The sequence below is a fragment of the Paenibacillus marinisediminis genome, assembly GCF_054343325.1.
In genome coordinates, this window is record NZ_JBTGUH010000001.1 from 513,040 (window position 1) to 528,457 (window position 15,418).

Annotated in this window: 14 protein-coding genes; 5 read left to right on the plus strand and 9 right to left on the minus strand. The window is 45.5% G+C overall.

The window, feature by feature from the left end:
- Window positions 1–13: 13 nt before the first annotated feature.
- The 6 genes from ACXX53_RS02360 to ACXX53_RS02385 form a co-directional block, all read right to left on the minus strand.
- A complete protein-coding gene (locus ACXX53_RS02360) occupies window positions 14–2,347 on the minus strand; it encodes a glycoside hydrolase family 65 protein (protein ID WP_458566988.1) in 2,334 nt (777 codons plus the stop codon).
- A gap of 224 nt (window positions 2,348–2,571) precedes the next feature.
- Window positions 2,572–3,585 carry a Gfo/Idh/MocA family protein gene (locus tag ACXX53_RS02365; protein WP_458566989.1) on the minus strand — a complete coding sequence of 338 codons (1,014 nt, stop codon included), beginning with the start codon at window positions 3,583–3,585 and terminating at the stop codon, window positions 2,572–2,574.
- Window positions 3,586–3,600: 15 nt separating this feature from the next.
- Window positions 3,601–3,927: a cupin domain-containing protein gene (locus ACXX53_RS02370; protein WP_458566990.1), complete on the minus strand. Its 327-nt coding sequence runs from the start codon at window positions 3,925–3,927 to the stop codon at window positions 3,601–3,603.
- Between the two features lie 21 nt (window positions 3,928–3,948).
- Window positions 3,949–5,163, minus strand: a complete 1,215-nt coding sequence (locus ACXX53_RS02375; protein WP_458566991.1) for an MFS transporter — start codon at window positions 5,161–5,163, stop codon at window positions 3,949–3,951.
- Window positions 5,164–5,174: 11 nt separating this feature from the next.
- A complete protein-coding gene (locus ACXX53_RS02380; RefSeq protein ID WP_458566992.1) occupies window positions 5,175–7,397 on the minus strand; it encodes an alpha-L-rhamnosidase-related protein in 2,223 nt (740 codons plus the stop codon).
- 134 nt (window positions 7,398–7,531) lie between these two features.
- Entirely contained in the window at window positions 7,532–8,542 is a 1,011-nt protein-coding gene (locus tag ACXX53_RS02385) for a LacI family DNA-binding transcriptional regulator (protein ID WP_458566993.1), read from the minus strand.
- Window positions 8,543–8,878: 336 nt separating this feature from the next.
- Here ACXX53_RS02385 and ACXX53_RS02390 point away from each other — a divergent pair, with 336 nt between their 5' ends.
- The 5 genes from ACXX53_RS02390 (at window position 8,879) to ACXX53_RS02410 (ending at window position 12,485) form a co-directional block, all read left to right on the plus strand.
- Complete coding sequence (locus ACXX53_RS02390; protein WP_458567659.1) at window positions 8,879–9,442, plus strand: class I SAM-dependent methyltransferase; 564 nt, start codon at window positions 8,879–8,881, stop codon at window positions 9,440–9,442.
- A 6-nt stretch (window positions 9,443–9,448) separates the two neighbouring features.
- Window positions 9,449–10,084, plus strand: coding sequence for a phosphatase PAP2 family protein (locus tag ACXX53_RS02395; protein ID WP_458566994.1), 636 nt, complete (start codon window positions 9,449–9,451; stop codon window positions 10,082–10,084).
- The gene (locus ACXX53_RS02400) at window positions 10,074–10,691 is read left to right on the plus strand and encodes a DedA family protein (protein WP_458566995.1); all 618 of its coding nucleotides are present in this window, start codon (window positions 10,074–10,076) and stop codon (window positions 10,689–10,691) included. The genes ACXX53_RS02395 and ACXX53_RS02400 overlap by 11 nt, the downstream gene beginning before the upstream one ends.
- Window positions 10,688–11,386: a response regulator transcription factor gene (locus tag ACXX53_RS02405; protein WP_458566996.1), complete on the plus strand. Its 699-nt coding sequence runs from the start codon at window positions 10,688–10,690 to the stop codon at window positions 11,384–11,386. Before ACXX53_RS02400 ends, ACXX53_RS02405 begins: the two co-directional genes overlap by 4 nt.
- A gap of 85 nt (window positions 11,387–11,471) precedes the next feature.
- Window positions 11,472–12,485, plus strand: coding sequence for a HAMP domain-containing sensor histidine kinase (locus ACXX53_RS02410; protein WP_458566997.1), 1,014 nt, complete (start codon window positions 11,472–11,474; stop codon window positions 12,483–12,485).
- A gap of 28 nt (window positions 12,486–12,513) precedes the next feature.
- Here ACXX53_RS02410 and ACXX53_RS02415 read toward each other — a convergent pair whose 3' ends face one another.
- The 3 genes from ACXX53_RS02415 to ACXX53_RS02425 all read right to left on the minus strand — a co-directional run bounded on the left by ACXX53_RS02415 (window position 12,514) and on the right by ACXX53_RS02425 (window position 15,413).
- Window positions 12,514–12,723 (minus strand): hypothetical protein, encoded by a 210-nt coding sequence (locus tag ACXX53_RS02415; RefSeq protein WP_458566998.1) that lies wholly within the window; start codon window positions 12,721–12,723, stop codon window positions 12,514–12,516.
- 591 nt (window positions 12,724–13,314) lie between these two features.
- On the minus strand, window positions 13,315–14,304 hold the full coding sequence (locus ACXX53_RS02420; RefSeq protein WP_458566999.1) for a LacI family DNA-binding transcriptional regulator: 990 nt from the start codon (window positions 14,302–14,304) through the stop codon (window positions 13,315–13,317).
- Between the two features lie 128 nt (window positions 14,305–14,432).
- Window positions 14,433–15,413: a carbohydrate ABC transporter permease gene (locus tag ACXX53_RS02425; RefSeq protein WP_458567000.1), complete on the minus strand. Its 981-nt coding sequence runs from the start codon at window positions 15,411–15,413 to the stop codon at window positions 14,433–14,435.
- Window positions 15,414–15,418 lie beyond the last annotated feature (5 nt).

Genomic DNA, 15,418 nt, shown 5'->3' on the forward strand with positions numbered 1-15,418 from the left:
CCTCCCTGAGTTCTTAGAGTTGAATATAAAGCTCTTTATGGAAAACAACGTTGTTACCTCGGATAATAAGTTCTACTTGCTTGTCACTTGCGGATTCAATCCTGACTGTATCGTGCGTCATCTCTACATCCATTCGAACGCCCTGCCAGTACAGAGGGAAGCTCAATGCGGACCAAGTCTTAGGCAATCTTGGATTCAAGTGCAGCGTGCCACCCAGCATGCGCAGTCCGGCAAAGCCCATGACTACACATTCCCATATCCCCCCAATCGAGGCGGTATGAATTCCTGCATCGGAAGAGTGCGGGTTTGGTCCTAAATCGATTTCGGTTGCCTTTTGGAACAGCGAGTATGCCAATTCATTGTCGCCAAAGTCGCCCGCCAGAATGCTGTGCGTCGAGAGCGATAACGAGGAATCGTGCAATGTCTTCGGCTCATAATACTCATAATTCGCTTGCTTTACCGCTGGAGTAAACTTATTCTCCAACAGGAAGAAGAGCATCATGATGTCCGCTTGCTTCGAGATCTGCATCTTGCACACTTGATCCAAGCTGTAATCATAGAACAAGCTGCCTACTTTCTTCTGCTGCTTGTACTTCGTCAGATCGATCGTTTCTAAGGTGAGATAAGTATCATCCTGCGGAACGATCTGATCTTCATTTGGCTGCGGCAGATAGATCTGATTGATCTTGCTAGTCCACGCCTCGTAAGCGGATTCAAGATCGAGTGTTCTGCCGATTCGCTCCAGCAGTTCAGGTCGAGCAGCCGCCAGTTCCTCATAATATTGAATGGCCAATTCTATATTGAAATGTGCCATGTAGTTCGTGAACGCGTTATTGTCTACATGCTCTTTATACTCATCTGGACCGATAACTTCGTTGATGTGGTAGCGCTTACGATCTTCGTTCCATTCTAAACGGCTGGCCCAGAATGTCGCTGTATCGAATAGAATCTCATAGCCGCAGCGGTCCATGTAGTCCTGATCACCAGTGGCCTTGTAATAATGCCATACCGCATACGCGATATCCGACGTTATATGCTGTTCTATAAATCCAGACCATATCTTCGTCTGCAAGCCGGTCACGATGTCTACCGCACCCCATACTGGAGTAACCTCGCCATCGGTTGGCCACGCTGCTTCCCAAGGGTACATCGCTCCCTTGTAGCCATTCTCCTTCGCTTTGCGGCGCGCGCCCTCTAGACCTTGATAGCGATATTCGAGCAATGATCGTGCAATCTGCGGTTGGCTGTAGATAAAGAAAGGCAGAATGAATATTTCCGTATCCCAGAAGGAATGCCCTTTATAGCCTTCACCGCTAAGCCCTTTTGCACCGATCCCCATTCGATTATCGTGCTCTGGAGCCATAACAACGAGATGATAGATTGCAAAGCGGATTGCAAGTATATCAAACGATTGTTCGGTCTTAATGTCAATGCTATATTTTTCCCAGATACGTGCCCATGCTAGCTTGTGACGTTCAAACAGCGCATCATAACCTTGCTCGTCTGCCTGCTTCAGCTCCTGAAGCGCTTTCTCGCGCATGCTGGAGAGATCATAAGCTTCAGCAAATTCTTTATCACGGCTAGTATGAATGCTGCTCACTTTGTGCATCGTGAACGTTTCACCTGCACGAACCGATTGCTTGTACTCAATCGAGATCTTGCGGCGATCGATTTCCATCTTAGGCGTCGGATCAATCGCAGCTCCATTAAGCTGAAAGCGATGCGCAGCATGTACTACGAAGTCTACCTTCGATTCTGTCGTCGTTTGATTGAGCTGCATGATTCTCTTGTCAAAGATCCGCTTCTCACCTTCATGAAAATGTTGACTGCCTGAGTTGGCCAGTTGTGCGTTAATGCCTGAACTAATCGTAAACTCAATGTCATCATTCAGAGGTGTAATCTCCAGCTTCATTCCGATCACATGGAGCTGGTCCAACGATACAAATCTGCGGAACATGAAGCGCATTCTCTTGCCTTCAGCGTTCTCCCATATGAAAGTTCTGACTAGTTCTGCGTGCCGCAGATCAAGTGTACGTGAGTACTCCTCAACCTTGCCGTTCTCTAAAGAGAAGCGATGACCATCTATAAACATATCCATTCGAGTCACATCTGCTGCATTCGGAAGCTCCGTTACTTCGAATTCGTCAAACTTGTTGAACGTTCCATTTACAAATACATTTCGCTTCTCACCTATGTAAGGTTCTTCTGTTGCCGAACGAAGTCCCATGTATCCATTGCCTAGCGACATGACTGATTCGCATTTAGCAAGATTCAAAGGATCAAACTTATCTTCACTGAAAGCCCAGTTCATTAATTCACCTGAACACTTCTTGTTGTAATTTAGCATAAGTCACTCCTTAATCCGAAAACGATTTCGCTTTCTGTAATAAAAAACGAAAACGATTTCGCATTATCCAAAAAAATATTTTTTGTATTTCGAAAACGTTTTCATTTCGATTATAGCATCCGATTTTATTTCTTGTCAATGTAATTAATCTTTCATTTTTATAATTTAAAATTGGTAAATGTTGTGGTTGAAATACATCAAACTACATCGATCAAGTTCTACTATTATACAAGCATAGAAGACGGCATAATTGTTTGCTTCTGTTTGGATGATAGATCTGTCGCGAGCAAAGTCGCCATCGTATACAGATTGTCTGCGCCAGAGATCGACGGCTGACGATCTTCACGAATGGAAGCTGCAAACTCGGATAGGACGGCATCAACAGACTCCTTTTCAAGCTTCAAGGTGTTAAGCTTGGTAACCTGCCCCTGCTCATCAACCATGTATACACCATGTCCTTGCCCCATATCCGCAAGATGCAATGAGCCTTGCTCGCATTGAATACGCCAGATGCCTTCCCATGGAGTCGCTAAGCCCTTGCTGAGCAAGCTGCCCGTATAGAATGCGGATAGCCCGTTCTCATATTCAAACATTGCATGAACACTGGGCTCGCCTGCATAACCGCTGTCTGTTGCATTCCAAGTCTTGCCCGTTAGGCTTGCTATGTTCGAATCCAATAGATAACGAATCATATCGATGTGATGTACCGCCATTTCCATAAGCATATAATGATCCATCTGACGTTGATAAGGCTTGCCGTCATGATAGTAGTAGAATTGTCCATCTACAAACTGAGGCTTGCCAGCGATCTCGCGAACGATAGCATCCTTCAATGTTACGACTGTCGGGAAATAGCGGTAGTTCTGATTGACCATAAGCTTCAGATGCCGCTCGTCAGCGATTGAAACGAGATCCTTCGCTTCTTCAAGTGTAACTGTAAACGGCTTCTCCACTAAGACGTGCAGGCCATGCTCCAATGCACATTTGCATATTTCATAATGAAGCGGCGATATGACTGCGATAAATACGGCATCCGCTTCACACTCCTGGAAAGCTTGCTTATAGCTAGAATAACAGTTGGCCTCGTTTACTTGAAAGGCTGCCGCTGCTTGCTTCAAGCGCTCTTGATCAATGTCCACTAGCCCTACGATCGAGAAGTCAGTTGATGGGACAATGACATGTTCAGCGATGCCATACCCATGAGCGCCTAGACCTACCTGAATGATCTTATACGTCATCTGAATAGCTCCCTTCTAGTTGTGTTCACGATGAAGATGACCGATTACTCCGTCTGCAGGCATGATTCCATACAAATATACGGCTATCATATCTTCAGTCACGATAAGCGAGTGTTCATCGCCTTCCTTTGTCAGCACCATATCCCCAGGACCGATCTCATATGTATCACCCTCTGTCGTGCAGGTTCCTCGGCCGCTGATAATAATCCAATATTCGTTGCAGTTATGATAATGAAGCTCAACCTCTTGTCCAACCTTGAGCATATTTATGCCGTATTGACTTACTTCACTCCACTCCGGAAATAACTCTCTTGGCTGATGATCCATTCGAATAACTGGCATGCAATCTCCTCCTAACAATAATTATAAATTGGTTTGAATGTTATGAGTATCAATTCTATTATATAAAAAGATGCGGTATATCCCATAACTGATCAAACAAAGAATCAATCCGACAATGAACAACGTTCTAATCTGAAAGGCTTCCATCACCCAACCGTACAGCACCGAGAATCCAATTCCAAACAGCGATTGTATGGATGCGAGCAGACCAAAAGCTGTATTCAGATTATTCCTGCTTACCGTTTGCAGGACAAGACGCTTGCCCACGATGAAGAGCAGCGGGTATGTCAATGCCTGCAAGATGCTTAGCGCGAGCACAACGACGAGCGAATAGCTCGTCCAATGCAGAATAAATCGTAGTGCATAGGCTAGGAGCATGAACAACATGATACTCCGCAGCGAATATCGATTAAATATACGATCAGAGTAGATAAATAGCGGTATTTCACATAGAGTCATTACCAGTGTATACAACCCTAGATAGCTAGAGTCTCCGCCTAGCTCTTGAATAAACAGCGGCATAAATCCGAAGATACCCTGGCACTGACCAGCAAAGGTCAAAAAGAGCACAACAGCAATAAACAGAGATCCAAACATTCCTCGGTACGATCCATTCACACTATGATTCTCTGCCTGATTGGAGCTGTCCGATTCACCACTCTCCGATACACACCCTGCTTGTGCTTCAACTTGAGCTGGTGATTTTGTCGAATACCTCATGACCGCGATCATCACCGCCATCGGAATGATGAACAGCACTGCATACAAGGGAAACATCGCCTCGAAGCCGAGCCATCCGATTAAGGTTCCCGATACGAGCGAGGAGAGTCCCCAGCCAAGCGAGCCTAACCCGCGAATGAATCCAAATCGAGCCGCCAGACTTTGATTGCCCGTAAGCGCCCATGTTTCACTTAATAGGGTAATTGGAGATTGCAGAAACACAACAGCTAGAATGAAATAGACACGCCAAGCGTCAGGAACTGCGTTAATGCTGAATGAGACACCGATCATCAGCAGCATGATGATGACTAGCAGCTTCGGAACGGAGACGCGATCCGCTATCGCGCCCCAGAACAGCTGCGCTGCTATGCCCACTATGCCGGACAGCGCTGTAAATAGACCTATTTCAAATGCAGTGTAACCCGACTCACTGAGATACAGCATAATATAGACGCTGTACACGCACATAGCGAAGTTAACACTGGAATAATAGAAAGAATATTGTTTAGTATTCATACTTCATTCATTTAAGCTAGTGAAAGTTCGATCATCGTATCGGTAGATCGATGTTCTTGTCCATTCCATACGACAACAACTTCATAGCCCGCTTCATTCTTCACTTCAATGCCCAGCTTTCCATCCGCTGCACACAGCTTGATGTCGAACCTAGCATCGCCTACGCGCACTTGCTTCAACGTCACGGTCTTGCCATACCATTCAGTTGGCAGATTAGGTGCAATCGTAACCGATCGTTTATGCGCTTCCGGTTGAACGCCAACGAAATGCACGATGGTTGGAACAGCCATTGCATATATCGTCCATGCCTGTACCACACACCCGTAATCAGGCGACATTTCGCTCATCGAGCCAGGCAAATTCTTGGAGAATGTGCGGCTCATTCGTTTAAGCAGATCAAGCGCAGCATCGGCTTCTCCGTACATAGCTTCTGCAACAGCGTGAACACCCGTGCTAATGGTCATCGTAGCTTGCTGGAATGTGCCCGACAGATAAGAACCATACTCGCCGATGAAGTCGGAATTGCGCATATTCTGAATAGCGAGCTTCCCTTTATCCAGATCCGCGATGCCCGCTTCCATCGGAGTTGAGATGACCCAGTTCTTATTAATGATCCAGCCTAGATCTACATTCACATCTTCAACGCGTGCAAGCTGCCGCTCTAGATAGCTCCGATAGCCTTCAATACCATTCTGTTCAGCCATGGAGACCATGAAGTCAACCTTCTCCATCACATCCTTCTTAGGCGCAACAGCATCCGCATACAGCTGCTGCTCTTCATCCCAATAAACATCATTGATCGCTTGAACAGCACGTTTCGCGATCTCATCATATCGAGCAGCCTGCTCTTCATCTCCCATCTCCGTGCATATTAACGCAAGAGATTGCAGCGCTTTCGCTGTATAAACTGCGGAATCAATCAGCTCCATATTCAGGCCGGCAATCTCAATGATGCCATATCCGGAAGGAAACAGGTCGCCGTCAGGGTCCATCTCATGAAGAAGCCAATTCATGCCAAGCTTGCAGTACTCATAATTCTCAAGCAGCAGCTCCTTATCTCCTGTCCAGCGGTACATATCCCACACCATGCATATATAATGAGCTGTCTCCTGCGTATTACCAGGGTTCGAGACTGCCCCCATCGTCGTGATCTCATGCACGATTCTCCCATTGCCATTATGGCGTTTCGAGGAGTCCAGCAATAAACGCATCGTATCCTTCGCAAGCTCATGGTCGCCAATCGCGAGCACGCCTTGCAGAGAATAGGAATTATCACAGCCGAACCACCATGGATAAGTCGGACTGCCTGCTGTTAAGCCGCGACCAATCCCATCTACCTTCTGCACGAGCCATTGGTTGTTCCATTTGAGCCATTTAAATATATCATTGAATTCGGTTTCGCCCTCAACTTCTAAACTGGATCGAGCTTGCACCGACTCATAAACTGCCAGCTTCTCTTGATACAAGCGCTCATGATGGTTTGAAATGGTATTGTAGGTCTGTTTGCATTCCTGCTCTGATTTATAGGAGCCTGCAATGAATAAGTTAAAGGACAAGCGCTCGTCAGCCTTAAGCGTAACCGTTGTTTCGAAGCGCATACCGCATCCATTGCCGCTCGTATATTCTGGACCGTACAATTCCTTTCCGATCTCATAAGCTTCACCCGGCAGGTCCGTACCTACTATCGCATACCAGTCATGATCGCAATCTTTTGCCAACATTAACCGATTATGAACCGCTTTCACTTCATCCTGCGCACCGTCAACGATACCAATCTCATCAGAAAACCACACTGGACGCAAATCCGTACGAGCGAGCAGCTCGAGCTTTAAACGAGTCTCGCCCTTGGCATAATTGTGTATTTCATAATGAGTAACAAGTCCCTTCTCGAGCTCCGGCGCGAACTGAGTTCGCTTAATCTCTACTGGAATGTGCCCTAATCCCGCATCATAACGAAATGAATTGCCCCAAGGGTACGTTTCATATTCGTCTGCTTTCGACCACACTGAGATGTTGCGATCCAGGTCTGTAACTCGAAGCCAGAATCCATCCAACAGTTTAATCGGATGCAGCCATATGCCGCCCATCTCATTCGCTATGTGATGTCCGAAGTCCGGGAAGTATCCATCTTGTGTGCCCGATGCTTTCATGTATTCTCCTGATGTCAAATAAACATTATACGGATGCCTGCTGTTCATGCGTCGCACGCCTGTTAGCTCCTTATTGTTATACATGCCCATTTCCCCTTATGGTTGGTATGATGTCTGAAGTATAAGGTCTGCGAAAACGATTTCGATTCTTATAAAAAAATAGAAACCGCCTTCAAATGCACAAGTTGAATCGTGTTCCGAAAACGTTTTCTATTTGATTATAGTTCTTTGATTGACTCTCTGTCAATAACCCTATACGGCATCATGATATGCTTTCCCTTTTCCTCTTTCTCGAGAATGCTAATCACCTGTTCGCACGCTCTATAGGCAAGCTTATGAAAGTTCTGCTGAATGGTAGACAGCTTAGGCGTCGTATAGCTTGACAGCACGATATCGTCAAAGCCCATAATCGATAGATCTTCAGGGATACGGATTCCCAATTCACGACAACGGTTCATAAAGCCAATAGCCATCAGATCAGATGCGAAAAATAGGGCTGTCACATCCGGGTTGTTCTGCAGATAGGATTCCGCCAAATCATAGGCCGATTCTTCGAGAAAGTCCGAATAAACAACGATGCTAGGGTCATAAGAAATTCCTTGCGACTCCAGCGCCGCTCTATAGCCTTTCATACGCTGACGGCTGACTACCGCAAAGTCATGACCGTTGATCATGCCGATTCTGCGATGGCCCTTCTGAATCAAGTATTCAACCCCAGCCTTCGCCGCGCTGACATTATCGGTTGATACCGAGCCTGTATGCTCACCCTCCATGTCCGCATCCAGCACTACGCATGGAAAGTCACTATTTACAATTTCCAGAAAATAAGGGTCTGTCGTCTTGAGCCCGGTAATAACAGCACCTGATATTTTATGATCCTTGCAAAATTTCCAATAGGACATATTCTTCTGTTCCGATAAGCTTCTTGTGTAGATAACTACTTCGTATTGATTAGCGACCGCCGCAGCGTAAATGCCGCTCATCATTTGGAACAGCACCCCGTCCTTGCCATTGGCAAACTCAAAGTTGGAGAAAATAAGCGCAATGGATCTGGATACCTTCTGCTTTAAATTTTTCGCAAGCATATTCGGGGTGTATTTAAGCTCTTCCGCTATCTTAAGAACTTTGCGACGAGTATCCTCACTCACATCAGGATAGCCATTCAACGCCTTCGATACGACCGTAATCGATACGTTAGCCTCTCTTGCTACATCTTTAATCGTTACCACCTGATCACCACCATCTTCATTCATTGTTAACAAGCTTAAGTTAATTTTTACATACCAAAGTGTATTAGAGCAATCTTTTTTCGATTCACTACTCTAAAGTCTCAGCTAACATCCATTATTTCACTGTTTATCGTAAGCGCATACAAAGAAATAAGCAAGCCTTTCGAGATTACAATTCAGGCACTCCGAAAAATGTACAAGTTCCTCAGCAACCTCCCAGCGGTCAAGTATTTCACTTTTCCGCTCCCCTTCAGAAATTATTCAGAAATTTCTTAGCTCGATCCGCAGAAATATTTCTTAGGATAAGGGTACTCAACTGAAGGAGGAAAATTTATGATGGAACATATTCATGAGAAGCTGTTGTTTCTATACAAATTTTCACGTGCGCCCAAACTAATCGGCAGCCTAACGCCAAGCTCGAGTTTTCTGGCCCTAAAGATGATCGAGCAGGTAAATTGGGATCAGGTCCAGCATATCGCTGAGCTTGGGGCGGGTACCGGTGCCATTACCAAATATATCGATGCAGCCAATTGGGAGAATGCGAAGGTGCTGTTGTTCGAGCAAGATACGTCCCTGCGCAGCAAATTAGCTAAACAGTTCCCTGCGTTTTCCTGTTACGCCGATGCATGTAAGCTCCAAGATGCGCTGCGTGCCGAACACATCGAGCACCTGGATTGCATTTTTAGCGGACTGCCGTTTTTCAATTTTCCGCAGCAATTGCGCTATCAGCTGATGAATCAAATCACGGCTTCCTTGAAGCCAGGCGGCTTGTTCATCGCCTTTCAATATTCGCAGCAGATGAGGAAACTGCTTAGCAGCTTGTTCGAGATAGAGCACATTCATTACGTCCCTTGGAATATACCGCCGGCATTCGTATACGTATGCCGCCAAAGGGGTTGATACCGGATGAAACAAAAGCTTATTGCCTATTCCCCATTGGCCTGGCTCCTTGCTATTCCAATCTTAAATGTGTTCTACGGTATCCTTAATCAAGGGAGCCCGCATGTCACTCAATTGATCACCGCATGGGATCATTTCATTCCTTTCGTACCTTCTTTCATTATTCCATATCTGATTTGGTACCCGTATATCTTCTTGATGCTCGTCGTTTTTTTCCGGAAGGACCGGAGCGTCTATTATCGCAGCCTGACACTTACCTGTATCGGCCTCGTCATATGTTTCCTCATTTATTCGATATTCCAGACGATGATGTTACGGCCGGAAATCGGCAGCGATGGCATGCTGAACTGGCTAGTCCGTTTCGTGTATTCGACAGATGCGCCCTATAACTGCTTCCCAAGTATCCATGTGCTGACTAGCCATATCGTCTTGAAGGCGGCCTATCAATGCAAGCTGAGTAGACGTGCAACAACAGCGACATTCATAACCTCCTGGATGATCATTTTATCCACCTTGTTTGTGAAGCAACACGTCTTGATGGATGCTGTTGGAGGTATTTTACTGTCGGAAATGCTCTATTATGTGATCGGGCGTAAAATATTCGGGTTTCGCAAGATGGAGCGTGTCAGTCATGAAATATGAGGCGTTGTTATGGTTCATTCAGCATTTCGGTTATGCAGCACTGTTCTTCGCTTTGTGGCTCGGCATCGTCGGCATGCCGATTCCTGATGAGGTTGTCGTGATGACAGGAGGGGCTGTGACGGCAAACGGTCTGCTTCACACTCTTCCCGCATTTGTTCTGACCTATTTAGGCGTTGTCTCCGGATTATCGTTAGGCTATGTGCTGGGCCGCTTGCTTGGAAGATCGGTGCTCGATCGCTTGCGCAGACGGAATAAAATGAACAAATATATTGATTTATCTGAGACACTTACGCATAAATATGGTAGTTTCTCCTTATGTATAAGTTATTTCTTTCCGATTCTACGTCATGTCATGCCTTACGTAATTGGACTTAACCGGATGACGTTCAGACGCTATGCCTTGTTCTCCTTTACATCGGGATTGGTCTGGACGGCGATCTTTTTCATCGTCGGCCGATTTGTCGGCGATCATGTGCAGGAAATCGGCGAATTCGTGTATCGTTATGGATTAAAGCTGCTATGGATACTGTTCGTGGTTGCTATCGTATATTTAATCATCCGCTATACTTCGAATCTGCATAAATGGCAAGGGAGAGATGAAGCATGACTCAGAAAGTGCTTGTCGTAGATGATGATCCGGAAATTCGCGATATCGTTCATATTTTTCTGCGAAATGAAGGGTTTCACGTATTAGAGGCTGAGGATGGCATGCAGGCCTTGGACATATTGCAGCGCGAAACGGTTGATCTGATCATATTGGATGTGATGATGCCTAATCTCGACGGGATGAGGGCATGCTTCAAGATCCGTGAAACGTTGAACATCCCGATCATTATGCTGTCTGCCAAAGGCGAAGATATCGACAAGATCACCGGACTCACGACGGGAGCAGACGACTATGTCGCCAAGCCGTTTAATCCGCTGGAGCTGATCGCACGGGTGAAGGCCCAGCTTCGCAGGCAGAAGCTGACGGGAGGGAGCAGCGGTAAGTCTGTGTCTGACAGCGGGATTATCGAAATTAACGAATTGATCATAGATAAACATCGCCATATTGTGACGGTGCGCGGCAGAGAAGTATCGCTTACACCGCTTGAATTCTCCATTCTAGAGCTGATGGCGAGCCACCGCGGTCATGTGTTTCATGTCGATAAAATATACCAGAGCGTATGGAAAGAGGACAAATTTCTATCCGATAATACGATCATGGTCCATATCCGCAATATTCGCGAAAAAATCGAAGACAACCCGCGAGAGCCGAGGTACATCAAAACCGTCTGGGGAGTGGGATATAAAGTTGAATAATAATTGGAAGAGCAGGATCCTTTCCAAACTTAGCGGAAGAAAAAATATTCGAATTCGAATGTTCTGGGCAGCTTTGCTGAGCTTTATGATGATGATAACTTTAATAGGGCTTCTCAATCTTGTCGACAATAGTTTGTTTGGGACGCTCGGTGATTTCATATTCATGGTTGCTTCATTTATGTTTTTCTTCTTTCTGTTCACGCGACCCATGGTGCGTTATCTGCGGATGCTCGCCGATGGTCTCTTGACCATCGCGGGCGGAAATCTGGACTATCGGCTGCCGATATCCAATGAAGATGAGCTAAGTGAGGTCGCGAAGAGCATCAATTATATGGCCGAGCAGCTGCAGGACAAAATGGAGCGTGAGCGCCAAATCGAAAACTCCAAAATGGAGCTGATTACGAATGTTTCGCATGATCTGCGTACACCGTTGACCAGTATTATAGGCTATTTGAATTTATTGAAAAATGACAACTACGAGAATCTCGAAGAACATAAGCGCTATATCAACAACGCTTACAATAAATCGCAACAGCTGAAGAAGCTGATTGATGATTTATTTGAATACACCAGATTAACGAGCGGATCGACGCATCTTTCTTTTACGAAGATGGACTTGACCGGTTTGCTTACACAGATCATGAATGAATTTGAACCGATTGCTCTGGAAAATTCACTTACGGTTCGTACGATTCACGATTCTAAACCCATCTACGGTTATATCGATACAGAGAACATGGTCCGTGCGATCGATAACCTCTTGATGAATGCGCTCAAGTTTTCGATCAAGCCCGGTGAAATTACGGTGCGGCTGTCCGTGGAAGAGCCGTATATTTATTTTGCGGTCGAAAATATCGGTAAACCGATAGCGGAAGAACAGGAAGAGTTGCTGTTCGATAGGTTTTATAAAGCAGATCCGTCGAGAAAAGACAATCACGGGCAGCCCGGCGCTGGTATGGGACTGTCGATTGCCCAAAATATCGTTGAACTGCATGGAGGGCGACTCGGGTTAAAGCATCACAACGGACACTTTATATTTTATATGGAGCTGCCCCGCATTTCAGAGAGAAGCGAGAGCATTGGGCTTAGTCATGTTTAAAACAATGTAATTCAAAATAGATGACCTCTCATCCTGTTAAGTGAGATGAGAGGCTGACTTTTTTCATATCCAGCCCATCAAGACAGCTTTCTAATCCTCCATTCTTGTCCAATTGACGAAGTTCATGATCAAACACATTGATCGTAAATTGCTGTGCTTTATTCAATATTCGTGAAAGATCCTCCACAATAACTTGGTGATGTTCAGCAGCATTTCTATAGCTGTTTGCTATGAACAAAGGCAGCCGCTCCTTATACTTGTGTAAATAAGCTTGATAGTACATTCAAAGCTTACGTCAACCCCGGCTTCTATTAGCTGAGTGATAGCAAGACCGTATAACCCGCGCTTGAACGGACACAGGGGCCGCTATTTCATGATTTCGGGGTATTTTTTGAGGGCTTGCGGACACAGATGACGCTATTTGCTTGGAATCTAGCTCTAAACTGCTTATTCAGGTCAAATAACGGCTCTACGGTCCGCTAGTATGGCGAATTAGTGGTGTTTGCTGCAAATAGCGGCTCGTGTGTCCGCTCCCGGCTAAAAGTTGGCAGAAGGATATTAGTAAGATCGATAATTAGGAATTTAACACAGAAGAGGATACGTGGACATGCGCAAATGGTGAAAAACTAATTTTCATTCGCAAAAGTAAGGAATGCACTGAGAGCACAGCAGTCAGGGCATAGCCTCTGAAACTGTTGTTTTTTTTGTTTTTGAGTAATTACGTAAAAAAGGAGCTTGCCCCTTAGGTAGAATAAATCTACTTTTGGGACAGCCCCTATAGCACTTGCTGCCTAAGCTCAAATATACAATTGTCGTACAATCTTGTTTCTTACAAAGGTTTGCAAGAATCGCGGATGATTAATTCAGTCTTCATCTGAACATACTGCTCCGCTGGGTGTCCCTCTAATCTCTGGAATATTAACCTGGCTGCAGCTGCCCCGCGTTCAAACTTCGGTTGTTTAATCGTCGTCAAGGCAGGTCTAATATGCTGCGCTAATTCAATATCGTCAAAACCGATAACGGAAATATCGTTTGGTACATCAATTCCGGCTTCGTGAAAAGCCCGAATCCCTCCAATCGCCATCTCGTCGTTCGCAAAGCAGATGGCGCTGGGAAGACGACCCTGAGCAATCAACAATTTAATAGAGTTATAGCCGCTCTCCATGTTGAATCCACTTAAAAAGTAGGATTGAGCTTTATGCCCGAGTCCATGTTCTTCCATCGCCCTTACGTACCCTTTATGACGCAGCTTCATCAGCCGAGACTCCACAACACCGCTCACATAGGCGATATTCTTATGCCCAAGCTCAATTAAATATTCCGTGGCTTGATGGGCTCCTGACTCATTATCGACGTCAATGGAGGTAATATACTCATGCTGTATGATCCGATCGAGCAGCACGATTGGAAATGACTGCCGCGCCGATTGGCTGATGATTTTTTCACTGATGTTATGAGCAAGAATAATGGCTCCATCGGTTCTCTTCTCCGTTAAATACTTGACCGCTGTCGAATGATCTCCCCCCATTGCACTGCAAACAACAAGGTCGTAACCATTAAACACCACCACTTCTTGAATGCCCTGCACCAGTTCCCGATAATAATGTCCAGCAAGGTCCGTTACCGTAAATAATATCGTTTTGGTACGATTCCGTTTTAAATCAGAGGCAAACCCATTTTTTTTATACTCTAATTGATCCGCCGCTTCCAACACCTTGTCCCGAGTTTCCTTGCTAATTTTGGGACTGCCGTTCAAGGCGTATGAAACGGTAGAAATTGAAACTCCTAGCATTTTTGCTATATCTTTAATGGTTGCCATATATTACCTCTGGTTTACTGTTAATATTATGAAAATCATATCCTAACCGATTCTCACTGTCAAATTTCTATTATACACTTAAGTAGATATACTCGTAAGCGGTAAATTTGCGTATATTCGTTGCGCGCTCATTCTCCCGTAATACCAGTCTTATCAATGACTTCGACAAACCATTTCTGTGCAAATAGATATAAGAATAATAACGGCAATATGATCAGCACGGTTCCCGCCATCTTGATCGATTCGTTAATGTTTGCCGCTGGGTTCGCCGTCATTTGGACTGAGGAGAACACTTTTTTGTACGAGTCTTCGAACGTCTGCAGCTGCAGCGGAAGCGTCGTCATACTATCGCCCAAGTATAACGAAGTCATATACGTCTCGTTCCAATTCCACACAAATGAGAACAGAAAGACAACGACGATCGCTGGAACCGAGATCGGCAAAATGATCTTGAAGAAAATTTTGAAATGCCCGTAACCATCAATTTGCGCCGCTTCTTCCAACGTGTCTGGTATCGTTCTGAAAAACTGCGTGTAAATCAAGATGAACAATGCACTCTTCAGTCCTCCGGCAAGAAGGGCCGGTGCGACAATCGGCAGCGGCGTTCCCAACATGCCGAACTGTTCAAACAGGACGAACAAAGGGACCATAACCACTTGAGTCGGAATGATGAACGTCAACAGCATCAATCCGAATAACACCGTTTTGCCGGGAAACTTAAATTTAGCAAATCCGTAACCGACAAGAGCACATGTTACCGTTTGGGCTATTGCCGGCAGCAGCGATAACAGGATCGAATAGCCAAGCGTCTTCGGATACTCGAGAACCTCCCACGCTCTGGCGTAGTTGTCCCAATGAATCGATTTCGGCAGCCACATGACTGTCGGATCGAGCAAATCTTGAAGCGATTTGAAGCTTTGCGAGATCATGTACAGAACTGGGTATAAGTAGACAAAGCCAATACTGATCAGCAGAGCATACGTAATCACCTTGAACAGCAATCCGTCACTGCCTTGTCGTCCCATCACAATCTTTTTCGCTTTAACTGCCGCATGGCGGAGCTCAAATGGCCGGCCTTTTCTAGAGCTAAGTACGTTGATCTTCTTCACGACCG